Origin of the sequence: Pseudohongiella nitratireducens (genome assembly GCF_001642735.1) — a bacterium.
Lineage (GTDB): Bacteria > Pseudomonadota > Gammaproteobacteria > Pseudomonadales > Pseudohongiellaceae > Pseudohongiella > Pseudohongiella nitratireducens.
This window is the reverse complement of the sequence record NZ_LWHM01000003.1, coordinates 12,469-36,905: the sequence shown is the minus strand read 5'-3', so window position 1 is coordinate 36,905 and position 24,437 is coordinate 12,469. Positions and strand designations below refer to the sequence as shown.

At 50.1% G+C, this 24,437-nt stretch carries 17 protein-coding genes; 6 read left to right on the top strand and 11 right to left on the bottom strand.

Translation table 11 applies throughout. From position 1 onward, the window contains the following. The first annotated feature begins 5 nt into the window (after positions 1-5). Positions 6-1,784, top strand: a complete 1,779-nt coding sequence (locus tag PSCS_RS01570) for a hypothetical protein (protein ID WP_157885585.1) — start codon at positions 6-8, stop codon at positions 1,782-1,784. A gap of 28 nt (positions 1,785-1,812) precedes the next feature. On the opposite strand, the gene PSCS_RS01565 is transcribed toward PSCS_RS01570, so the two are convergent. Genes PSCS_RS01565 through PSCS_RS01550 form a run of 4 tightly spaced genes read right to left on the bottom strand, consistent with a single transcriptional unit; the run spans position 1,813 to position 7,572 of the window. Continuing rightward, positions 1,813-2,103 carry a DUF3240 family protein gene (locus PSCS_RS01565; RefSeq protein WP_068810046.1) on the bottom strand — a complete coding sequence of 97 codons (291 nt, stop codon included), beginning with the start codon at positions 2,101-2,103 and terminating at the stop codon, positions 1,813-1,815. Further along, complete coding sequence (locus PSCS_RS01560; RefSeq protein WP_068810045.1) at positions 2,100-5,207, bottom strand: efflux RND transporter permease subunit; 3,108 nt, start codon at positions 5,205-5,207, stop codon at positions 2,100-2,102. Before PSCS_RS01560 ends, PSCS_RS01565 begins: the two co-directional genes overlap by 4 nt. Beyond that, complete coding sequence (locus PSCS_RS01555) at positions 5,207-6,313, bottom strand: efflux RND transporter periplasmic adaptor subunit (RefSeq protein WP_068810044.1); 1,107 nt, start codon at positions 6,311-6,313, stop codon at positions 5,207-5,209. The genes PSCS_RS01560 and PSCS_RS01555 overlap by 1 nt, the downstream gene beginning before the upstream one ends. After that, complete coding sequence (locus tag PSCS_RS01550; protein ID WP_068810043.1) at positions 6,310-7,572, bottom strand: TolC family protein; 1,263 nt, start codon at positions 7,570-7,572, stop codon at positions 6,310-6,312. Before PSCS_RS01550 ends, PSCS_RS01555 begins: the two co-directional genes overlap by 4 nt. Positions 7,573-7,783: 211 nt before the next feature. Between PSCS_RS01550 and PSCS_RS01545 the strand changes: the two genes are divergently transcribed. The 4 genes from PSCS_RS01545 to PSCS_RS01525 all read left to right on the top strand — a co-directional run bounded on the left by PSCS_RS01545 (position 7,784) and on the right by PSCS_RS01525 (position 12,768). Then, the gene (locus tag PSCS_RS01545) at positions 7,784-8,467 is read left to right on the top strand and encodes a response regulator transcription factor (RefSeq protein WP_068810042.1); all 684 of its coding nucleotides are present in this window, start codon (positions 7,784-7,786) and stop codon (positions 8,465-8,467) included. Between the two features lies 1 nt (position 8,468). Further along, the gene (locus PSCS_RS01540) at positions 8,469-9,761 is read left to right on the top strand and encodes a sensor histidine kinase (RefSeq protein ID WP_068810041.1); all 1,293 of its coding nucleotides are present in this window, start codon (positions 8,469-8,471) and stop codon (positions 9,759-9,761) included. A 523-nt stretch (positions 9,762-10,284) separates the two neighbouring features. Continuing rightward, on the top strand, positions 10,285-10,854 hold the full coding sequence (locus PSCS_RS01530; RefSeq protein WP_068810039.1) for a CBS domain-containing protein: 570 nt from the start codon (positions 10,285-10,287) through the stop codon (positions 10,852-10,854). Between the two features lie 276 nt (positions 10,855-11,130). After that, the gene (locus tag PSCS_RS01525) at positions 11,131-12,768 is read left to right on the top strand and encodes a gamma-glutamyltransferase family protein (protein ID WP_229694664.1); all 1,638 of its coding nucleotides are present in this window, start codon (positions 11,131-11,133) and stop codon (positions 12,766-12,768) included. 6 nt (positions 12,769-12,774) lie between these two features. On the opposite strand, the gene PSCS_RS01520 is transcribed toward PSCS_RS01525, so the two are convergent. The 4 genes from PSCS_RS01520 to PSCS_RS01505 form a co-directional block, all read right to left on the bottom strand. After that, positions 12,775-13,113, bottom strand: coding sequence for a DUF3325 family protein (locus PSCS_RS01520; protein WP_068810038.1), 339 nt, complete (start codon positions 13,111-13,113; stop codon positions 12,775-12,777). Beyond that, the gene (locus PSCS_RS01515; protein ID WP_068810037.1) at positions 13,110-14,777 is read right to left on the bottom strand and encodes a PepSY-associated TM helix domain-containing protein; all 1,668 of its coding nucleotides are present in this window, start codon (positions 14,775-14,777) and stop codon (positions 13,110-13,112) included. The genes PSCS_RS01520 and PSCS_RS01515 overlap by 4 nt, the downstream gene beginning before the upstream one ends. Continuing rightward, positions 14,774-15,064, bottom strand: a complete 291-nt coding sequence (locus tag PSCS_RS01510) for a hypothetical protein (RefSeq protein WP_068810036.1) — start codon at positions 15,062-15,064, stop codon at positions 14,774-14,776. Before PSCS_RS01510 ends, PSCS_RS01515 begins: the two co-directional genes overlap by 4 nt. 72 nt (positions 15,065-15,136) lie before the next feature. Then, complete coding sequence (locus PSCS_RS01505) at positions 15,137-17,293, bottom strand: TonB-dependent siderophore receptor (RefSeq protein WP_082866376.1); 2,157 nt, start codon at positions 17,291-17,293, stop codon at positions 15,137-15,139. A gap of 225 nt (positions 17,294-17,518) precedes the next feature. Between PSCS_RS01505 and PSCS_RS01500 the strand changes: the two genes are divergently transcribed. After that, the gene (locus PSCS_RS01500) at positions 17,519-18,565 is read left to right on the top strand and encodes a hypothetical protein (RefSeq protein ID WP_068810035.1); all 1,047 of its coding nucleotides are present in this window, start codon (positions 17,519-17,521) and stop codon (positions 18,563-18,565) included. A gap of 62 nt (positions 18,566-18,627) precedes the next feature. Here the strand turns inward: PSCS_RS01500 and PSCS_RS01495 are convergent, their stop codons facing one another. The 3 genes from PSCS_RS01495 to PSCS_RS01485 all read right to left on the bottom strand — a co-directional run bounded on the left by PSCS_RS01495 (position 18,628) and on the right by PSCS_RS01485 (position 24,437). Beyond that, positions 18,628-20,460, bottom strand: a complete 1,833-nt coding sequence (locus PSCS_RS01495) for a carboxylesterase/lipase family protein (protein WP_068810034.1) — start codon at positions 20,458-20,460, stop codon at positions 18,628-18,630. A 179-nt stretch (positions 20,461-20,639) separates the two neighbouring features. Next, positions 20,640-23,153 carry an ABC transporter permease gene (locus tag PSCS_RS01490; protein WP_068810033.1) on the bottom strand — a complete coding sequence of 838 codons (2,514 nt, stop codon included), beginning with the start codon at positions 23,151-23,153 and terminating at the stop codon, positions 20,640-20,642. 30 nt (positions 23,154-23,183) lie between these two features. Continuing rightward, a complete protein-coding gene (locus PSCS_RS01485; protein WP_068810032.1) occupies positions 23,184-24,437 on the bottom strand; it encodes an efflux RND transporter periplasmic adaptor subunit in 1,254 nt (417 codons plus the stop codon).

Genomic DNA, 24,437 nt, shown 5'->3' with positions numbered 1-24,437 from the left:
GGGTCATGACTGTAGTGGGAAAAATCCGTTTATTCACCCTATGTATAATGTTTTTGTCAGTACCAACGACATCAGCGTCCAGTATGTCACTGGAAGAGGTTTTTGAGCTTTATTCCAGAGAGACAGTTCAGGAAGCTCTCCTTAATAACGTGATCAATGCCAGCACTAAAGATAACCCGGAAGGCCTGCCACTTAATGTCAGCTATAAAACAGTCTTCCAGGATCTGTTATGGAATCCGATCTTGCATCGTTACAAGTTTAGTGGTGATGACTGGGATAAAATGCTGGCGCTTCCCTCTCACCGGCATGCCCAGTTCAATGTGCCGGTGTTAAACCGGATGTCGACAGATTGCGAGGAAATTAGCGCTATCAGCCAACGTGAGTCTTCGACAGCAGCCTTGGATATTGCAGGAATACTGGATGCACAGCGTATCCTTGCGACAGAGAGCTTGGATCAACATTATCTGGATTTTATTGCTACGTTATCCCCTGAAGGAAAAGCGCAACTAGAAGCAGAGTTTCAGCGAGTTATCCTCGACGGTGGAGTCTCTCTTAGCTGGGTGACCAGGGATAATGTTGGGCTGGCCGGAGAGGTACCTGAGTATGTAGAAACCACAGCAGTGATTAATTGCAATTACATCCTGGATAAAATGGAGTCAGGATTTTGGTCCAGTTATCAAGGGTTTTTGGTTGATGAGGCGCCAGGTGAACAAATTCCTGCCAGTCGAGAAGATATATACGCAACCATACCCCAAAACCCACTTTTCACAGGAAACAAGTTACACGTTCCGCTCGTTAGAAATGAGAGTGATGGGGAGGTGTATCAGCGTGTTGAGTTAGAACCGATAAGTGATGAATTGTTTGAATTAAAAAGTGTCAGACGTTCACACCATTTATTACATGTGAATAGTGTTGGTTTTTCAGGTTTTGCCGTTGATCAGAACAGTGCAATGCAGATGTTTGTGACAGTCAGAGGTTATTTTTCAAGTGGGTGTGGCAGTTTAGGTGCAAGCGTGACTCACTATGATGAGAGTGCCCAGACAATTTATGTTGACCTCTACAATGGAACATCGGAGTTACCCCCAGGTGAAGGTGCTTGCACCGGTAATATTATTGATTATCTTATCTATCAGCCGTTACCTGTGTATGGGTTGCCTGCAGGAGAGTACCGGGTTGTCGTTAACGGAAATTATACACTCCCATTAACATTGAACGATGATAATGTGCATCAGGAACTAGCTGGTAGCACGGTAGTCGAGCCAAAGAATTATAGTGCAACATTGAATGGTTCCACCCTGGTTTTACCCTTTGTTGATATGCCAGACCAAGCGGGGCGGTATCAAAATATTGAGCTTCGTGAAGTGGCTGAGAACCGCTGGCAAATAGCTGACTTACGTCAAGCCAACATGCTGGAAAGAATCGACACTGTTGAATTGCTGGAATTTGGTGATGATGTCAAACAGGTTTTTCTCAATGTCAAAGGTAGCTACAGTCATGGCTGCAATGGGCCCGGTAATCTTGTTTCAAGATTTGATAACGTGACCAATACACTGGAAGTGAATTTTTACGAATACTTGCCTGATGAGACTGAAGCAAGTGAAGGCATATGTGCAACGGGCGACGAAAACTTTGACTTTGTTTATCCATTACCCGTATATGCAGCACCCGCGGGTGAGTACAACGTATTGGTCAATGGAGAATACGCATTGACGTTCTCATTAGACAGGCAGAATGTCAGCTCATTTATTTGGCGGCCTTTCGGATCAGTCCCGCCGTTACATTAAGTATTGGCTGTGGTGGATCTGTAATTCATCAGGTCTGGCCAAAACCAGAAACCGGCAAATACCAATAATGAATACCTTTGCCGACCTGATTGGCGAGCCCGGCAATGACTGTTCCCACAGTGCCGGGTTCCACCAGGACCTCGAAATGTATGCGCCGACGGTGACCACTGACCTGCTCAGCGACATTAGCATAACTGCCTTCTCCATGACCGTTTACGGCAAATGTGGTGAACCCGTCGACATCATCCAGCGCAAGTAGGTAATCCACCATGTCTTCTTCCAGTGTCGGAGGAATATTAATCATTAATAATGTTCTCATGATTGAGCTCCTTGCATATTCATCGCACTGGTACCCTGTACTGCACTGCGATGAAAGAATTCATAAATGATGGGTAGCAGGAACAGGGTGAGCAAAGTTGAACTGATCAGCCCGCCTATGACCACAATGGCAAGGGGCTTCTGAATTTCGGAACCGGGACCTGAGGCCAGTAGCAAGGGCACCAGTCCAATAGCACAAATCGAAGCGGTCATCATGACCGGTCGCAATCGGCGCAGGGCACCCTCAAAGGCAACTTCGGCAGCACTCAAACCTTTGTCTGCCAGGTAATTAAAGTGCGACATCATCACTACGCCATTCAATACGGCAATACCCAGCAGGGCGATAAAACCGACCGAGGCAGGGACTGACAGGAATTCACCCGTCAGCCAAAGCGCCATCAATCCACCCGTCATGGCAAAGGGAATGTTAGAAAGAATAATCAGGGTCTGTTTAATGGATCGGAACGTCATAAACAGCACCAGAGCAATCAGCAAGAGAGCAATTGGGATCACCAGGGCCAATCTCGCAGAAGCACGTTGCTGGTTTTCAAACTCTCCGCCCCATTCGAGTGTATAGCCTTCGGGTAAGGGCAGTTCGTCCGCAATCAGGTTTCTGGCTTCGTCGACAAACCCAACCAGGTCCCGGCCTTCAACATTGGTACGAATCACTGAGAAGCGCTGACTGTTTTCCCGGTTGATGCCGACTGGGCCTTCTACACGCTCTATCTGGGCAATGCTGCTCAATGGTATGGAATCGCCATCAGGCAGGCTGATCAGATTGTTGCGCATGGCTGCAAGGCCATCACCGGCGACTTTGTCGAAGCGGATCATGAGAGGGACGCGGGCGCTGTTTTCTATCACGGTGCCGACTTCCAGTCCTTCGATTTGAGCGCGTAAACGTCGCTGTAACTGATTAGCATCCAGTCCCACTTCACCGGCTCGAACTCTGTCGACGGTAATTTGCAGGTACTGTGCACCTTCGTTAAGCGATGCGGTGGTATCGACTGCACCTGGGATTCCACTCACCAGGTCGGAAATTTGTTGGGCATAGCCGTTCAATGTGTCCAGGCTTGAACCAAATAACTTGATGGCGACATCTCCACGAGAACCAGTCAGCATTTCAGACACGCGCATATCGATTGGCATGGTGAAACCGTAGTTAATGCCGGGGAAGCCATCCATGATGTTGCGAATCTTATCTTCCAGTTCGGCTTTGCTCTCAGATTCCCATTCATCCATGGGCTTCAGGTGCAGAAACATATCTGTTTCGTTGAGTCCCATGGGATCCATGCCAATTTCGTCAGATCCAGAGCGTGATACCAGGCGCTTAATTTCAGTGATGTCTGCCAATAACGCTTTTTCCACCCGTGAGACGATAGCCGTTGAGGTTTCCAGGTTGATCGATGGAATGGTCTCAAGTTGGATAATCATATCGCCTTCATCCATGGTCGGCATGAATGTTTTGCCAACCAGAGGGAAAATGGCGACGGTGCAGACCAACATGATAGCTGCTGTTGCAACCACATAAATGGGGTTGGCGAGTGCTTTCTTCAGCGATGGTTGGTACAAGCCGAGCAGTTTACGAGCCAGCCATGGATCTTCGTGGCTGGCTTTGGTTATTAAGTAAGAGGCCACGACCGGGACAACTGTCAGAGACAGTGTCAGCGAAGCAATCAAGGCAAACACAATCGTCATGGTCACTGGGCCGAACAGTTTGCCCTCCAGTCCTTCCAGTGACAGCAAGGGCAGAAAGACGATGATGATTATCAGGATGCCGGAGGTGACTGGCGTGGCGACAGACTTCACCGCACGATAGATGATATGAAGTCTGGGGAGTCGATTGCTGGCTTGGTGATGACTCATGGTGGAGACAATATTTTCCACCACCACAATGGCGGAATCCACCAGCATACCGATGGCAATGACCAGTCCGCCCAGACTCATGAGGTTGGCACTCATACCCATGCTGTTCATCATCAGGAAGGTGACCAGTGCCGAGAACGGCAGAATGATGGCTGCCGTCAGGGCTGCCCGGACGTTGCCCAAAAACAGCATCAGCAAGATGACTACCAGTACTACGGCTTCTATCAAAGCGCGTGAAACGGTACTTACGGCGCCCTGAATGAGAATGCTGCGATCGTAAAACACGTCAAAATAAGTGCCTTCCGGTAATGTGGTTTCAATTTCGCTGAGTTTTGCTTTCACACCATTCACCACTTCACGCGCGTTGGCGCCGGTCATGCCGATAACCAGAGCCTGTACCACTTCGGATTCGCCATCTCCTGTCACAGAACCATAGCGCTCAAGCTGCCCCGTCGTCAGGTGAGCCACCTGGTTCAGCGGGACATAGTCACCATCTGTGGTGCTGACACGAATGCTCTTGATATCTTCCAGGTCGATGATGGCGCCTGAAACACGTACCAGTAATGTCTCTTCACCTTGGTCGATGCGGCCGGCACCATCATTTCTGTTGTTGGCTTCCAGGGCATCAATGATAGCGTCGTGGCTCACATTCATGGTTGCCATGGCTTCGGGGTCGGGAATCACTTCATAAGTGCGAACGAAGCCGCCCAGTGCGTTAACATCGGCAACGCCTGGTACTGTCCTCAAGGCAGGGCGTATTACCCAGTCGACCAGGTAACGTTCCTCTTCCAGGCTTAATGCGTCACTCTCCACTGTAAACATGAACATATCACCCAATGGGGTGCTCATGGGTGCCAATCCCCCACTGATACTTCCTGGTAGGTCGCCCCAGACATTAGACAGCCGTTCGGCAACTTGTTGTCGTGCCCAGTAGATGTCGGTGCCCTCTTCAAAGTCCATTGTGATAGAGCTTAAGGCATACTTGGAGATTGAACGCAGGATGGTTTTCCTGGGTATGCCCAGCAGTTCTACCTCAACAGGCTGAGTAATCAGAGCCTCCACTTCTTCAGGTGTCATGCCAGGCGCTTTGATGATGACTTTCACCTGCGTTGGAGAAATATCCGGAAACGCGTCAATCGGCAATTGCATTAACGCGCGAACGCCAAAACCGCCTACCATCAAGGCGAACAACACCGTCAGCAGTCGCTGGCTGAGAGAAAACTGGACCAGTTTGCTTAACATTATTCAGTTCCTCCCAATCCGAGTTGGATGCCTTTTAATACAGCCGTACCGCGAGTCACTATTTGTTCGGATGCAGTCAAGCCTTGTATTGCCAGATAGTTTCGACCAGCTGGCTGCAAAATCAGGGTGCGTGCTTCTACACCATTTTCCGTGCGGACATAGATCGTTGTTTCGTGACCATTGTGTACCACTGAGCTGTCGGGCACTCTCATGCCTTGTGCGGCGGGAGGTAGCCGCACAGATACCTGCTGCCCTGGTAACCAGTCAGTGCTTTCAGTGAATGTGGCATATACACCAATCGACTGGGTCAAGGTATCCACCTGGCGATCGACAGACTGGATACGCAGTGATTCACCACTTTCGCTGAGCGTCAGCGTCTGACCGGCAGACAGTGACGAGGAGAGGTAAGAGGGTACCCGGGCAAACAACCAGGCTTCAGCGGTATTGGCGACACCCAGTAATGGTGAACCCTCACTGATATGATCGCCTGCCATGACATAACGGCGTGCAACAGTGCCTGACAAGGGGGAGCGGACCCGGTATTCGCCCAGGGTTACACTACCGGTATCGAGCTGCTCCAGGTCTGCAGTGGATACGCCTGCGTTGAGCAATCGTTGACGTCTTGAGCGATAAGCGATGTCTGCTTGTTGCTGTTGCCGGCGAGTTTCTTCAAGGCGAACAGCGGCAATGATGCCAGCGTCATACAAACGCTGATCTCTATCCAGGGCAATGCGAGCCTGATGATTTTCAATTCTGGCATCCACGTACGCCTGCTGGGCTTCTATGAATGACTCACTGGATACGATAGCCACAGGCGTGCCTTCATTTATGGCCTCACCAGGAGCGACCTCCCAGGAAAGAATTTGTCCATCAAACCAGGCGCTCACGGTATTGTTCACATCCGGAGCCGTGATGATGCTGGCCGAGACCCTCTCGCCATCACTGTCAGAGACAGCTACCACAGGTTCAAAGACAATACCCAGATCCTCAATCTCCTGTTGTGACAAGGGGATCTGTGCTTGGGCATAAACGTTATTCATGCAGGCAACTGACTGTAACAAGGCAGCCGCGATGATAATGACTTTCGTGGAAACCCTGTTTTTCATGGTATGACTCCGACAATTTGATTGTATTGAGAAATGAGGTGCTGCTGTTCCATCAGTACGCGTTGATAGGCGTAAGCACTTTGTTGTGCTTGCTGAATGGCCTGGATCACCTGAGTAGAGTCTATCTCGCCGTTGCTATAGGCGATTTCAGCCATTTTTCGGCGGCGCTCTCCCAGCTCGTTTTCCCGCTCGGCCAAGGGTATTTCGGTTTTAAAAGAAGACAGGCGGTGCTCGATTTCATGAAGCTGACTTGTCAGCAGACGGTGTTGATTGATAACAGTCAGTTCTGCGTCATTCCTTGCTGCCCGAGCATCTGCGGTGCTGGCATCAATCATATGTTTTGAGTTCAGTGGTATTGATATTGAGACCCCCAGGCTGTCGATATAAGGCTGGGAAAAACCACCTCGCTCTCTTCGGACGCCCATCCGCATCGTCGGACTGCCTTTGGCCTGCCTTTTGGCGGTTTCTATCTCTGCCATATTGATATTCAGGTCGGACTGCAGTAACGCCATGGCTGGGTGTTGACTGTCGATAAGCGCAACTGAAGACTGTTCCTCACGCAAGGGAGTATCTGGGCGTGTATCAAGTCCTTGAGTCAGCACCTGGTATTCCCGTTCGGCATCAACCAGGACAGCTTCTGAGGCGACTGTCTTTTTACGCGCGTTTAGCCAGAGTGATTCCACCTGGTAGAGGTCCATGTCCGAAATCAGGCCGATTTCTTTCAATGTCGTTGCCATTTCGAAGAGAGCTTCAGCATCGGCTTCTGCCTGTTCGGCACGTTGTAACGCCAGGTCGGCGCTCTCCAGGTTAGCCAATGAGTCTCGCACGCGTCCGGCAACCATCCATTCAAACCATGCTTGCCATGTTTCGCTTCTGAGGCGATAGGCATTACCTAATGCCTGGGCAGATTGGCGTTCACCCGGGCGCCAAAGGTTGATGCTGACGCCGGCCTCCATCTCGCGCAATCCAACATCGCTACCCATGGCATCATCAATGAAGGTCGTTTCGAGAGAAGGGGAGCCATTGATCCAGCGACTACCAAGGTAGGTAAAGGAGTCAGCTTGCAGTTGAGCTGAATCGGCCAGGATCAGCTCTGGGGCTGCTTCAAGCGCATGCTCCAGAACGGTATCAAGGCTGATGTCGCTCAGAGTAATTCGATGATCATGCTCTGCGGCGGTCAGCCTAAAGGGGAGCAGGAAAACAACTATTGCTGCTGTCCAAATATTGACTCGTTTGCCGGGAGAAAAAGTTTTCGTCACGCTATAGTCCTCTGGATCGAGCGGTTACAATTTGCTGGCAAGGATAGCCAGTCAAATGTGGAAATTTTGTCTACAAACGCCGTTAGGCGCTAACAGCCATTAATTAATTTGCTTTAGATCAAGTTTTCTTTGCTTGTTGACAAAATTTTTGCATGATGGCCGGCACAATGGTGATACAAGCTGTGTGCATCTGTACTTGGCAGGCTGAATGATGAAAATTCTGATCGTAGAAGACAGCCGCGATATCGCGGAAAATATTGCAGATTATCTGGAGCCATTAGGGCATGACCTTGATTTCGCCATTAGTGGCCGATCAGGGCTGGAGCTGGCGACAAACTCACAGTATGACGTCATTATTCTGGATGTGATGCTACCGGGCCTTAGTGGTATCGAGGTGTGCCGGGGTATCAGAGAGAGTTCAAATAAAGACGTTCCCGTTATCATGCTGACGGCTCGTGACGAACTGGATGATAAATTGCTTGGTTTTTCGGCAGGTGCCGATGACTATCTGGTTAAACCTTTCTCGATTAAAGAGCTTGAGGTGCGACTGCATGCACTGGTTGATCGAAAAGACAGGCGGGAACATTGTGAAGAATTGACGGTGGGCCCGCTACTGTACAATCAGGAAACATTACAGGCGACCCGCTCAGGGAAAGAACTAGAGTTAAATCCTATTCAACGAAAACTGCTGATTCTACTGATGAAAAACACACACCGGGTCGTATCGCGAGAGGAGCTGGAGCATCAGGTTTGGGGAGAAGACCGGCCAGACAGTGATATTTTACGCACCCATATCTATTCATTGCGTAATATTATTGATAAACCCTTTTCCCAAAAGTTGATACATACAGCGCATGGCATAGGGTATCGGTTAAGCCAGAATAGTGACGAATAATATGATTGATATTCAAGAAACATCGCTGAGCCTTCGAAAAAGAATCGTACTGGCTGTTATTCTTCTTGTGACGGTGACCAGCGCAATTTTTGCGGTTGCTGTGTGGAAAATCAAGGTTGGGCTGGAAGAGGTTGTATTTGGTCACATGGTGGACTCGCAGCTTGAACTTTTGCGACAGGCAACAGATGACCTCAGCTCGATTGATACAGATTTACTGAATGGGTGGGTGCTTTATGCCGGTTCGGATTTGCAACAATTACCAGGTCGCCTTCAGGAATTAAGTGCCGGCTCATATCACAGTCTTTCTGTTGAAGATCAATATCTGCAGGTACGCGTCAGCGGAGAAGGTTTGGACAAAGTTGTCCTGACTTATGATATTACTGAATGGGAACAACAAGAGCATTGGGTGCTAGAGATAATGCTGTTCGGTGCACTTTTAGTTCTTGTTATAGCAGCGGTTTCAGGCGTAAAGGCAGCAAGTACGATACTATCCCCCTTGCAACGATTGACGTCTTCTTTGAACGATATCAAGCCTCAGCAACGGGGTGTGAGGTTAAGCGCCGAGTACAATGGCAAGGAGGTGGCTCAGATTGCACAGGCCTTTGACCGCTACATGGAACGGCTTGATGAATTTGTATCAAGAGAGAAGTTGTTTACACAGGCTGCCAGCCATGAACTTAGAACCCCATTGTCGGTTGTCATGGGCGCGACTGAAGTGCTCGAGTCGCAGCCAGATATAAAGTCATCATCAAACGAATCCGTCCATCGGGCTCTTTCCAGAATCAACCGTGCATGTCATGACATGCAGGGATTCATGGAGGTCAGCCTGCTGTTATCACGGGAAAGTGCTCACCCAGTGGAGTCAGATGAGGCAATTAATCTATCAGAGCTGGTCAGTCAGATCATTGACGAATATCGAACACAGCTCAATGATCATAACATTCGGGTGGAACAGCATTTCATAAACGAAATACCCCTTTATCAGTCTGAATCACTCCTTCAGGTCATAGTGAGTAATGTTATAAGGAATGCGATCCAGCACACACACGATGGTGAAATCCAGGTGATTGGCAGTGATACTACGTTGAAGGTGATTGATACCGGCAGTGGAATTTCTGATGAGCATTTATCTCAGGTTTTCGATGGCGGCTTCTCGACGCGCCCTGGAGGTACTGGATTGGGTTTGAGCCTGGTGCGTCGGTTATGCGACCGTCTGGGCTGGAAAGTTTCAATAGACAGTCAAGTCGGGTCTGGAACCTGTGTAAGCATTCGTTTTGAGCACCATAAAAAATAGGCGTATGCGCTTATTCTACTTCTGTTGCATCCCGTTACAATTTTCTTTTGACAATGGTGACGAAAGGCATAGACTGAAATAGAAGGTAATAAGGTTTTACCCGCATCAGGTGAGTCCGTGCAACGTTTACTAATCATTTTCACAGCGCTATTTTGCTTCCTGTCGTTTTCCGCGACAGGTCAGGCATCATCCTCACTTGGGGAAGCATCGATACAGGCGCATAGCGGTGAGTATGGTGGTTGTGTTCGAAGCACGCCTGATGACCATGGCGATGTGCTATGGAGTGAAACCAGCCTCAACACTGCGTCAGGTTACTGCAGTGTTTTCCTTCCTTCTGTCGTTCAAGTTGCAATACACAAACCTGCCCTTCAGTTCATTCGCGGTCCACCTGCGCAATAGCATCTCATCTGCCTTTTTCAGGCAAGCGTCAATTTATTTCAAATTAACAACCAGGGTTCAGACAATCTGACTCTGTTTGATTGAGAGCGTTGATACCAGCCCCGAGCTGTATCAGGAGAATGCTATGCAACAGATTACGTTATTTCATGTGGACAATGTCAGTCATCTGGTTCAACCAGAAGAATTTGGTGGTCTTGATATGGATTCCCCAGCCACAGAATTCTTTACTGATTTCAAAAAACACCGTCCTTTAATCATTGAAGGTGGCACGCCAGCACTGGATGCGGCCATGCTAATGCGCCGGTCACATGCCAGAATGAAACTGGTGACCGATGTTAAAGGCGAGTTCATAGGCACCCTTACAATAGATGACCTCAGTGATGTGAATCTCATGGTGAAAGTGGCAAATGGCGAGCGTCTGAAAGATGTCACGGTCAGTGAGATGATGTGCCCCAAGCGCGACATTCTTGCCATGGACATACATGAAATTGAGGATGCCACCATCGGTGATGTCATTGAGACATTACAGCGATCCGGTCAGTCGCATTGCCTGGTTGTCGATAAAAGCCGTGACCATATCCGTGGTCTGATTGCTGCCAGTGAAGTGGAGCGCCGCCTCCATGTGCCGATCAGAATCGAAAAGATCCCGACGTTTATCGATATTTTCAATAACGTCAGACATCCTGTTATGTAATAACTCTTGCCTCTACTGGCGGTTTTTGGAGTCAGCACGGGAGTGCTGTGCTGGCTCCAATTTTTTTATTGCGTTGGTTAATTGGCAGTATCGTACTTCGTACTATTTGGTGCCCCAAAAGTGCGCGCCTCGTTCCCATTATTGTGCATGTAACAGATTGATTTAACTTGTTTAAAATTGGCAAGTAAATTTTGTTGCCTATTTTGGAACAAAGGCGTAACAACAAAGGTCAAGCCGAGATGTTGTTAACCTGTGTTTAAAATCTGGAGACTGCACATGATTCGTGATTCGATGAAAGGCTTTCACACATTACTTGACCGCACACCCGTTACGCATTTTTATCGGTTCTCTGGTTTAGTGGCTTTGACTCTGATGACGCCATTTGCAAATGCTCAGTCACCCAATGCCTTTGGTGAGCCCAGTGAGTCTGTTCCTTCTCCGGCAGCCATTGTGACCGCGGCTCCCGGTTCACGTGCACAAGGTTGGCAGGCTCAAGGTCGCTCTGAAGTTCTCGCTCGAAACGGGATGGTAGCCACCAGCGATCCACTGGCCTCGCAAGCTGGACTGGAAATTCTGCAAAATGGTGGCAATGCCATTGATGCAGCAGTCGCTGGTTATGAAGCCATGCTTGAACGTTTCGGCACCATGGGATTTGCTGAGACTTTTGAACGCGCGGCGACCATTGCAGAGCAAGGCTGGGGATTAACTGAGCGAAGGCACGCGGATTTGCGCAGTGCCTTGACGCGTATTGAAAGCGACCCGGATACTGTAGATACCTTCCTGATTGATAACGAGCCACCTGCCTTGTACAGCATCATTCGTAATCCGGATCTGGCAAAAACGTTGCGAATCATCCAGGAAGGAGGTGCAGATGCCTTTTATCGGGGCGACATTGCAGAAGCGATTGTCGATAAGATTCAGGCATCCGGTGGCGCCATGACACTCGAAGATTTGGCCAAGTATGAACCGGAATGGGTTGAGCCGATTTCCACCAACTATCATGGCTATGATGTGCATCAGTTGCCACCGCCCGGGCAAGGTTTTGCGGCACTGGAAATGCTCAACATTCTGGAAGTCTGTGCCCCCACTCATAACCTGAACCTGGCTGACCTTGGCCCCAGTAACCCGAACTACTGGCACTACATGGTTGAAGCCAAGAAGATAGCTTATTCGGATCTGCAGGCTTATAACGCTGACCCGAATTTTGAAGATGTTCCTCTGGATCAACTCCTGTCCAAATCCTATGCCGCAGATCAGTGTGATCGCATTGATCTTAACAAGGCGACCCCACCGTCAGTCACTGGAGGCATCGATGGTGGCACTATCTACATGAGTGCTGCAGATCGCTGGGGTAATATGGTGTCACTGGTCCACAGTGTATTTTCAGTTTACGGGAGTGGGGTGACCGTACCCGGTTATGGTTTCATTTTGCATAACCGCGGTGTCGGTTTTACGTTGGAAGACGGTCACCCGAACCAGGTAGCACCACGTAAGCGGCCGTTTCATAGCATTATTGCCGGTTTTGTCACCAAAGATAATCAGCCGCTAATGGCGTTTGGCAATATGGGGGGGAGTGTGCAGCCGGAAACGCATGCGCAGCATATAGTTAATATGGTGGATCATGGTATGAACCTGCAAATGAGCACGGACGTTGCCCGATTTACGCATAGCCAGAACCGTGACCTGCTGTCGCTGGAGCTTGATCTTTATAACCTGGTGGGTTCAGCACTAGAAGCCAAAGGCCACAATGTGCGACCGGTTAATGGTGGAGCCGTGGGTGGCTACAATGCCATTCTATTTTCGCTGGATCCGGATGCTCCGCTGCCGGATATGGGAAGTGATGATATGCCGGTAAATGGTATCTACCGTGCCGGCTCTGACCACCGTAAAGATGGTCAGGCGGTTGGATGGTAGAAACGCTTACAGTAATCCCAGTGCCAGAAAAATGCTGCCGGTGGGTAAGCTCAGACTGTAGAGCAGAGGCAGCTTGCCAGGCTTGTATGTAAAGGTAGCAACCACTGTGACTGCCGCCAGGCTGGTGGCAGCAAACAGTGTGACCAGACCGAACCCCCAGCCCATCTTGCCAATAGCGATTATGGCTAAACAAAGTAACAGTGGCCAGGCCGACAATTTCAGCACTTTAACGGGAAGCCAGTTTTGCTGTTGCTGGCGTTGAAAGCGAAGACTTTGCATACAAATAGCAGCAAAAACGGCGGCAAGAAGCAGGCTGTATGCCAGAGTCAGTAACTGTGAGTTCATTGCCTGGCTCCCTCAACGGGATGTTCTGACGGTATGGGGCTGGTCGATCCTGTTTGTGGTGCGCGTTGTTTCTGGTGTTTGTTCATAACCTGCGTTGCGCGTTGAGCAATCCAGAACAGCAGGGCTCCGCAAAGCAGTGCTGTCAGATCAAAACCGGCAAAAACCCAATCACCTGTCGCCAGGCTGTGGATCAACCCTCGTTCTGTTGTCGCCATATTCACGACAGGTAATAGAACGAATGCGAAGCCGCCCAGCCTGAATTGCAGTGGCCAGCCCAGCCGTGCAGGTATGACAGCTGACAGCATCAGCATCAGCGCCCAGGTCAGGAACATGGTATGGACTTCCCAATCAGCTCGGCCGGGCATGCTGGCTGGCAGCAGGCGATTGGCCCAGAAGTAGGCGGCAAGAGCGACAAACAGTCCGGCCACCGTACCAACATTTAATTTCTCAACCAGACGAATGCCTCGGTGCTTCTTGTCTATCTCGGAGGAAGCCTGTTGTCGCCGTTTGACTGTCCACATGACCAGCCCGGTACCTACCATGGCCGTACCTACAACACCTGCAAAAAAGTATAGCCAGCGTAGTAAAGTGGTCGCGAACAAACCTTCGTGCAACCCCAATGAAACATCTCTTACTGCTTTCGCAGGAGAGGAAGCGGAAGGAGCATTGTGCAGTAATTCGCCGCTAGTACCATCAAAAACAAGACGCCCGGCTCCTGCTGCGACAGTCTGATCGAAGTTCTCCGAGATAAAAATTCTTGCCTGACTATCCCCGGGATTGCGGATATCGATCGTGGCAATACGGTTTTCTCCCCACACAGACTCAGCCTCCTCGATGACAGCATCAAGGTCCGTCAGTGGGGCTGCGACACCTGCGGCTGCGACCATGCCAGGGGGATCAAAGACTTCACTGTAAAACTGACCACGGGCACCGTTGTCATTGCCGTAGTACGCTGCGAATACCAGCGGCATGAATGAGAATCCCATAAAGAGCAGGCCGGAGTAAGTAATCATCAGGTGAAACGGCAAGGCAACGACGCTAAGCACGTTGTGTGCATCGAGCCAGGAGCGCTGTCCTTTTCCTGGCCGGAAAGTGAAGAAATCCTTGAAGATGCGTTTATGAGTAATGATGCCGGAGATAATGGCAACAAACATGAAGAAGGTTGCAATGCTGATGATCCAGTCTGAATAGTTTCGAGTCATGTAAGGAAAGCGCCAGTGCATCTGATAAAGTAGCTGTCCGCCACCGGTTTCCCTGGCATTCAGCGCAGTGATGTTGTTCAGGTCGATAAGCGTATTACCGGATGCAGAAACAGCACCTGACTCAATGGATGCACCACGCCAATACAGGCTGCCAAAGGGCTGGTTGCGACTGGCAGGCAAGGACATCAGCCACTGGTCAGCACCTGGGGCATTGGCCTGGGCAAAATTGAGTATTGCGTTTGCCGCTTCGTCGGTGCTGGTACCCGTTTGAGAACGAGGTAATTCAGGTTGCATCCAGCGGTCGATCTCAGTATCAAAATAGCCAACTGTGCCAGTCACAAAAACAAAGTAAAGTATCCATCCCAGTGTGAGGCCCGACCAGGTATGTAACCAAGCTGAAGAGGTACGCCATCCTCCGTTATAACTGGTAGACGGGGTGCCTTTGGTTATGTCAGTGCTCATGCCAACATTCCTCCCAACCACATCCCGATAGTTGTCATCAGTAGCGTAATCACGCTCAGTATGCTCCAGACAAACAGGGGGCGACGGTCATGAAAGACCCAGATCACAATAAAGGCATAGCTGATAAAGCTTAACAGGTGGCCTGTGAGGGCAGCTTCAGATCGAGGAGTCCCCCAGATCAAACCAAACAGGCTGCCTGCAAAAATACCACTGGATATGGCGGTGAAGTAGCCGCCAATGAGAGCAGCTGCAACAAGGGCAATCAGGCGTGGAGCGGAGAGGTTCATGTGCTTTGGCTCTTTTTCAGGATGGTAACGAAAGAGGCCGACTAAACGTCGGCTTCTTTGTTGAGTGAGTTATCAAAATCGATAACGAACACTCGCAGTAATATTTCTTGGTTGACCGTACTCAAGCTGATTGTAGAAACCAATCTGGCTGTAGTACGTCTCATCCAGCAGGTTCTCAACATTCACCTGTGCCGAGAGATTGGATGTGAGGTCATACCGCGCCATCATGCTGACCAGGCTAAAGGCATCCTGCTCCAGCCGTTCGGGGTCGCCCGTCACCAGGTTGCTGGTGTCCATGTACTCTTTGCCCTGCCAGTTTACGCCGCCTGCAATTGTCAGATTTTCCAGCGCACCGCGGAAGCGGTAGTTGGTGTAGAGTTTAAACAGCTTTCTCGGGTGGTCGGTATTGACCTCGTTACCGTTGGCATCTTCAGCATCGAAGTTAGTGTAGCTGAGGCTGACGTTCCAGCCAGGCAGAATTTCGCCCACGGCTTCGAGTTCATAGCCACGGCTTTCGGTGCCTTCGCTGGCAAAATAGGCCTGGCCGTTAATAGTGCCGGGAACAATAAAGCTGCCATCTGGCTGCCCCAGGTCATCCTGTAAAATGTCGAATACCGCGACAGTCGTTTGCAGGGCACCATCAAAAAACAGGCTCTTCAGACCCAGTTCCTGGCTTTGGCCTTTGATCGGGTCGAGGAAATCACCATTCCGGTCTTGCAGGTTTTGTGGCTGAAAAATCTCGGTGTAGCTGGCGTAAACCGTATGCTGATCATTGATTTCATACAAGGCGCCGGTATAAGGGATGAAAACATTGGTGTCACCAAATGAGCGCGGTGTGCCGTAGTAAAGACCTTCCTGCTCCCAGTCAGCAACACGTCCGCCCAGGATCAACTTGAACTGTTCAGTCAATGAAAGGCGAGTGGCACCATACAAACCGAACTGATCTGTCTCGACGTCAACATCCACACCTTGTGCGCCCCAGTCAGGTTGTGGATAGCTGCCGTCCCAGAGGTTGAAATTACCCACAGGAGCGACGTTGCTACGGGCGCGGGACCAGGCGATATTATCTTCGCTGTGATCAACCGCGCCAAAGGTCAGTTCATGAGTTCGGCCAAACAGTGAGTACTCACCATTCACGTTCAGGCTGTAGCTTAACTGCTCCCGTTCTGTTTCTGCGTTGCGTGGTGAGGCGCCCATGCCCAGGCCGGTATTCTGGTCCGGGGCACCTGACAAATACAATAGCATTTGGTCTGAGTCATTGCTGTTGCTGTTGATGCTGAACTTGGCTGTCCAGCTGTTCGCGAATTCATGTGTCAGGTCCAGGTAGTAGTTCTCGACTGTGGATGACCAGGTCGTCCAGTCGGCTGCGATGGTCTTCTCCCGATCCCAGTCGGTTCGGCTGCCATCAGCATGCCAGACAGGCAGACCACCCCAGGTAGAGGCACCTGGCTCATTGTCCTGGTAGGTAGCACCGACACGTAGCAGCGTATTTTCGCTCAGGTCGGCATCAATCACACCGTAGAGTACGGTTTTTTCTTCACTGGCCAGATCACGGAACGAGTCGCCATCAGCAAAATGCGTGACAACGCGGCCACGAATGGTGCCTGAGCTGTTTAATGCGGTACCCACATCAGCAGTGGCGGTGTAGTTGTTCCAGCTACCCGCTGACATATCCAGGGTGCTGGTAAATGCTTTGCTGTCGGCGTGTTTTCGTACCAGGTTAACTGAGGCCGAAGGGTTGCCAGCACCGGTCAGGAGGCCAGTTGCGCCACGGACAACTTCCACGCGCTCATAGAGGCTGGTATCGGATTGGGTTTCACCTGCGTTGTTGCCTGGCTGCCAGTAAATCGGCACGCCATCAATCTGGTAATTGTTGATGGAGAATCCGCGAGAAGCGTACGTGGACCGTGAACTGTCCTGCGCCCGGGCGGAAACGCCAGCCGCATTGTCAATCACATCAGTCAGTGAGCGCAGGTTCTGGTCGCTGATTCTCTCTGCGGTCACCACGCTCACCGATTGTGGGGTTTCATGGAGGGTCAGACCCAGGCCGGTAGCGGTATCAAGGCGGTCGTTTGTCGAGTAGCGGTTGGTGACGACGATTTCCTGAATGCTGTCATCTGCTCCGCTGTCTTGTGCCTGTGCTGCTGATGCCATGGTCATGACAAACATGGGAACGCTGATGGTTGAAATAATGCCGCGGTGCAACGCGGAGCTCTGGAAATGTGGCATGACGGTCTCCCCCGATCGTTATAAAGAACGCAATGGTAATGATAATACTTATTGTTTTCAATATCAGGGGTAAAAATAATCGAATGGCCATTTAGCCAGATCATGCAGTTATGTCCTTTTCAGCGTTGAACGCAAATTCCATCCAGTTCAACGCGAGAGGGCTGTCTAAGTGACTGACAAAGCGTAAAGTCAGGCAGTATCTGAATACTGATGAGGGGAGAAAGGATGCAAGTTAACTATCTGGTGAGTTACACGAAAAGGAGTCTGTTGGCGCTTGTACTATTGTCAGCCACGCCACTGGCTTTTGCTGCAGACGTGTTGGGGGTTGCCTGTCAGACGCCGCCACCGGTTCACTGTGCAGAAGGAGACTGTGCCAGTAAAACCGCCGTTGGTGGCAATGTCACCGAACCTGGCAGCGGTCGGGAGTATTTCCTGGATTACCCCTGCGATTTGCAGCCGGGTGAAGATGTACTGTTCGTGTTGAATATTCACGGTGCCGGTTCTATCGGCAACTGGCAGCGTCATTATTTTCCGGCCATGGACTACAAGGATGACTATAAACTGGTGGTTGCCACGCCAACGGCTGCAGGTTCAGCGTCCATGGGCGGCGGCAGTGGTGTTCGTGTCTGGACGCCGCAGGCCGATGACGCTCACCTGCAGGCTATCACCGAGCAGGTGATTGGTGCATTCGGCGCAGAAAACATCAAGTCATTCTGGCTGGCCGGGCACAGTCAGGGGGGCATGACATCGCGCCGTATCGTTTGCAGCGATTTCTTTGCAGATAAAGTCGACGGGATGCTTAGCCTCTCCGGTGGACGGATTGGCCAGGCACCGTTTGTCGATAACTTCGGTCCACCCCTGCCAGACGGTTCACCTCCGCCATCACGACCTCGTGGCATGGCTGAGGAGACGTTACCTGACTGCAATTTCTCCCACATTTTTGCCATTGGCGAGTATGAAATTGAGTCTCTACCGGATGCCTCTCCCTGGGCTGAACGTTATCAGTGTGATGCCCGCAAGCACACCCGGGTGGTGGATACAGAGCCTGGCTGGCTGTATGACACCGGCCGTGCCGGTTATCCGGTCTGGGGCCGGGAAGCACGACTGGGTACTGCGGATATCTATGAGTATCCGAACTGCTCGGATGGGCGGGTCGTGGCAGACGTAGTGAGGCTTGATAAAGGTCATACCGAAGGACTGGAGCCGAATGTGACTAAACGGATTGTGGAACTGATGGTTTCGGCAAGCGGTGGTAAAATTCAGAGTATGTAGACCTAGTATTAATGATGCACGACTGGGTTAATTTATCGAGGTCGTGCATCATATTTTCTAGATTATTCGCGAGAACAACCGCCTTCAATCAGGCCTTCGTACTCAGTCTGATCGAAGGCGGCTGTGCCCGCAAATGTGGACAGGTAAGCACGGCAACGGTTTTGTGGGTCACTCCAGGACTCCGCCATAAAACTGGCTTTGATACTTTCCTGAATCACTTCTTCCGTTGACATCCGGATACCGCCATCGGCCTCGGAATCCAGAATGATCATTTTTGGATTACCGTCTCCATTTTGCCAGGCCTGCCATTCCGGCAGGTTGTTACTGCGACCCTGGCCGGGTTCTCCGCTGTAGGCAAAGTTTGACCAGTAGGACATCATGGCATCTGAAAGTGCATCCCGGCCAGCATTGGTGGACGGATCATAAAGCATGTCGGGGTTGATAAAGCCGACGCCCCAGTCGCCAAACACAAAGGCCATTTCAGTAGAGTGCGCTGCCCCGATGGCAATACCCATGTCAAATCCATCCTCGCGGGTTTGCTGTTCGTCCCAGTCAAAGCGAAATGCGTAGACGGGAGCCTGCTGCGCATCAGTCATGCGCCGGGCCAGATTATCAACACCACGCCATTTCCATTGCAGGGAAGGATAGTGAGCAAAACGAATATATTCTTCAGGGTCACTACGAATGGTATCTGCCCAGGCACCATAAAGGTAGATGCGGCGCTCATCACGATTGGTGCCCAGTATGATCGGCACCTGATTGTAGTTGCCTGAAGCCAGTTGCTCTAAAGGATCCTGCTCAACAAACACCGTGCCATCGGTGAATTTTTTGGGAGCCGGGTAATTGCGGGCAGCATTGGGGTTATAGAGTTTCAGAAACTCGGAAGCAGACTGGCTGTAAAGCAGCTCACGGATTTCATCGTTGGTCATGCTGTCCTGCAGTACTTTAGCCGCGTCCCGGTTAGCAGCCAGACCATCGCGTATCAGCAGCATATTAACGATTTCTTTGCTGCTGTGTGCATGGCCGGGTACGGTGTCATCGGTGTAATTGATACCAGCTTCAATGCTGGTGGTGCCAATGCCGCCACTTTGCACAATAGCGCGATGAAAAAGTCCTTCTGCCATTGGGCTGGTGACCAGGCTCATTACATTGCCGCCACCAGCTGATTCACCAAAGATGGTGACATTATCCGGGTCGCCACCAAACGCAGTAATATTATCCTGAATCCATTCCAGCCCGGCTATGGTATCGACAGTACTCCAGTTGCCACTGGCAGCAGCGCCGCTGGCATTATCTTCCAGGATGGCAGGGTGGAGAAACCAGCCCAGACTGCCAAGCCGATAATTCACCGTCACGACAATCACGTCCTGTGATTCAGCCAGAATGCCACCGTTATAGTCGCCAGCGTAACCGCTGTTATTGCCGCCACCGAATATCCAGTACATGACCGGAAGCGCTTCGTCCTCCGGAATGTCACTCGGTGCATACACGCTTAAGTAGAGACAGTCTTCATTGCCCACTATGCCGTCACCATCGGTGTCTGGGATGCCTGCACTCAATCCGGAAACAAACTGAGGGCAAGGCTGAATCGTGTTTACAGCCTCATAAACCCCATCCCAGTTTTCAACCCCTTGCGGCAGCTTCCAGCGCAGGTCACCAACGGGTGGCCGGGCATAAGGAATGTTGCGCCAGGCCAGGCTGCCGTTCTCCTGTATCAGTCCTGATAATCTGCCTGATTCGATGGTTCTTAAAGTCGGGTCAGTCGCGGCTGGTTCTTCAGTTGATTGAGGTGCCGAGGTTTGTTGTGGTCGCTCCGGTGCACAGTTGGAGACTACCAGTAACCCCAGCAGGAGAACTGGTGTCAGGTATCGTTGGAGGCTTGTGTTGGATGGCATTTGATGAACCTCGGGCAGCAACAATGAGTATGGGTTCACTATGTGCTGATGCCCGGAGGCCGTCAACAGGCGATAGGATTAGTGATGAGAGTTTTGAGATGAATGCTAATGAGAGCAGTAATTTTGGCCAATGTCATTTCCTTATATAGGTACTAATAATGTTACATCGCGATTGCTGGTTAAGTTCGCATAAACTGCCGCGCTGAGGTACTCGCAGCTTTCCATGTTTGTCCGCAAGTCGCTATTGATGTAATCGTCAAACTTGCCACGATGGTCAGAATAAAAGGCCATGGTGATATATCGATGGAGTCATTAAACAAATCGAGGTATGAGCGGGAGGCAAAATAAGCAAAAGGGCAGGCGATAAAGTTCGCGATAATGACGGGAGTACTAAAGTTTTTAAAGAGCATGAGTGCAATATCTTTTCTCTCAGCCCCCAGAACTTTTCTAATAGCAATTTCCCGTATGCGTTGTTTGGCAATCAGAGTTGCCATTGCATATAAACCGACGATCGAAATGAACCATGCAACGGCAGCAAGCGTTGAAATACCCAGGGTGATTCGCCTGAACCCAGCGAAGCTGTCTGTAAAGTACTCACTCAAGAAGCGTCTTTTTATTGCAACGTTAGGTACAAGTGTTTCCCATAGCGTATCAATGGCTTCGATTGAGCTTGTGTGACTGCTGCCTGATAAACGGACAATATGAAATCGCAGTTCCGGGTTATAGAGAAACACTTTGGGTATGGAGCCGAAACGGCTGGCAATAGAGAGTGTTGTGTCTTCAACAACACCTATGACTCTGTAAGGTCTTGCCTGGGTGCCACCGAGAACATTTCCTGGAATAAACACCGATTCACCGATCACATCCTGAGCACTTGTGTATCCAAGCTCTTTTGTTAATGTGGCTGAGATAACCAGGTTCTGTTGTTGCACTCCGGCTGGTCCGGCAGCCGCTATATCCTCTGTTCTAAGTGGATCAAACAATCTTCCGGCGATGATGTCTATATCAAACACATTGAAAAAATTCTCACCGACGACATAAACACTGGCGCTATGCTCAACAGCAGTTGCTGCGGGAGACGACGCTAACATCATGCGCGCTGGATTCTCTGTCCAGGGCAAGATCTCCATTGTCGTTGCTGAGTCAACCACGGGAAGCTGCAGCAACTGCTGTCTTAGTGTCTCCTGATCCAACCCTGTGATATCAGGACTATTCTCAATAACCAGTAGCGTGCTGCCGTCAATTTCACTTTCAGCGCTTTTGATGTTTACATTCTGTTGGTAAATGACAGTGATAATGACCAGCAAAAAGGCTGCTATCGAGAATTGAATGCCGGCTAAGACTTTTGAAAATAAAAGGGAACCTCCGCGGAATACGCCCGAGTTGAGAATCGACAGGGGTTGAATCTTAGAAAGCACAACGGCGGGGTAAAAACCAGCAGTAATAGTGGTAATACAGCCCAGCACTACAATGAATAAAGCACCCCTGACAATGATGCCTGGTGACACTAGAGTATCCAGGCTGATTTCAGCGTAGTTTTGAATCAAGGGAAACGCAATAAAAAGTAGCAAGATAGCGAAAACCATTGCCAGTGTCGTTAGTAGTCCAGCTTCTAAAAAGTATTGTCCAATAATATGACGTGGCTGAGCGCCAACAACTTTCCGAACGCCTATTTCATTGGCTCGCGTCGCTGTTCTTGCTGTCGCAAGGTTAGTGAAGTTCACGCAAGCGACAATCATTACGATAGTCCCGAGGGTTAGTAACACGACCTGTACTGAACCAGCACTGAGTTGAGGGAAAATGGTGTCCCGAATTGCCATTCCCATAAGGTTGTTTACTGGAATGGCATTAAAGTTGAACTCTGCTATTTGACGATAATTATCAGGGATATGACGCAGTGAAAATGATGATAATTGCTCAGAGAACTGTTGCGTGTTGAAAGTGCTGTTCTCTGGGAAAAGCACATAGGTCGTATTGACACGGTTAAACCAGTCAGCAGGGAGTTCGGTGGTATCTCTGCCACCAGTTCTTCTGCGTACAAGGTTTTCATAAACGTCCCTGGACACGAGCAACTCAAAATTAATCGGTGAGTAGCTGCTGGTATTACCAATGTGAGAGGGTTGAGGCAAGGGGGCAAGTACGCCGGTAATTGTTAAGTCGGCGTTCTCGTTAAATGTAATAGTTTGACCAATCACATTTATATTACCGAAGAGCTTAATGGCGGTATCGTGAGTTATTACGGCACTGTTAGGGGATTGCAGGGCATTACTGTAGCCACCTTGGGCAAAGGGTAAATTAAATATATCCAGAAACTCAGGGTCTGCGGCAAAGGTGCGTAGTCTCTGTGTTGTATTTTTAGTTCTAACCGGTGTGTCCTGATTGATAAAGAGAACCCGTGCGACAGATTCGAGTTGAGGGAAATCAGACTCCAGATAGCCCCGTAAGTGATGAGGAGACAGAGGGAGATTAACGCCTCCGGAAGCACTGCCATCTGCGAGTTGCCATTGGGAACCTATGACCAGTGTGCGATCGGCATTGGGAAAATGACTCTCCGCATTATTCCAGTATTCAGTGAGACTAAAAGTAAATATAAAACAGGTAAGGCCAAGCGATAACATCAAGATATTACTTATACTCGATATCGTGTTGTGCCGGAAACTCAGCCAGGCAGCCAGCAAGTAGTGCTTCAACATATCTGTCTCCGGATTGTCTGATCAAAAGCATCAGTCATTCAAGTCCAAACGTTCGTAGTTTAGGAACTGGGAGTAATTGGAAGTGATCACCCTGTTGCCAGCTTCAAGGCCGCTTTGCACTTCAAGGAAGCGATTATTTCGTCTGCCACTGGTAATGTCCCTGCGATGAGCCTGGCTTCCGTCGTTATTAACGACGAAGACCCAGTTGCCACCGGTATCCTGTATGAAGCCACCGACGGGAATCAGCAGCGTCTCTATGGATTGGCCGAGTGTCAGCTCAAGCTGCAGTGTCTGTCCCCGTCGGATGTTTTCCGGCATCGGGCCTGAGAACTCAAGATCAATGGTGAAACTGCCCTGCGTGATTTCTGGATAGACTTTGGTCACTTCTGCTGCTCTCTCCCGGTTTGACAAAGTAAATCGTGCTGTTTGCCCGGGGGAGACACGGCTGACATAGAATTCATCAACCTGGGCAACGATTTTGTATTGATCAACTGAGTCAATTTGTCCAAGGCGTTCACCGCGATTCATGTTTTCGCCAATTTGAATGGGCAGCGATGTCAGTTGCCCTGAGACAGGTGCTCTGACCAGCAGGTTCTCAAATGTATTTTTGGCAAGTTCCAGGTTTTCTTCCAGTTTGCTCATTTGGCCTTCTATCTGGGTGAGGCGTTCAACCCGGATCTTCTCTTCCAGCTCTTGTCTTTCCTGCGTGTTGGCATAGACCTGGCGCTGATATTCCAGTTCATCACGAACAGTTTCGTATTCCGATCTTGAAACCAGATTCTTTTCCAGCAACGGCGTAAGTTGGGCATAGTTACGTTCCAGCTCTTTAATGCGGAAGCGAATATCGATCAATTGCCTCTCAGTTTGCAGGCGAGTGGTTTCCAGGTTATTACTGATATTCTTCAGGTTGTTAAGCTGCTCCGTGGTCTGCGTGTCATTGTTAGCGACCTGAAGTTGAAGGGTATTGTTGCTGAGTTGCAGCAGGGGCTGTCCAATTTCAACATAACTGCCTTCTTCAACAAGTATTTCTTCCACGACACCGCCGTCGACGGCATCAAGGAAAACCGTATTGAGAGGCTGTACTGAACCCCTGATAGGTGTCAGGTCTTCCAATGTGCCAGACGAAACGTCGGAAATGATTAATTCATCAGCAGATACTCTGAGCGTACGAATCGACGCATCCTGAAGAAGTGTCACTATGCCCCAAACGGCGGCCGCGAGAGTGATCGCTGCAAGAACCCATTGCCACCAGGGACGAGGCTGCTTTTCAATCACTCTGTCCAT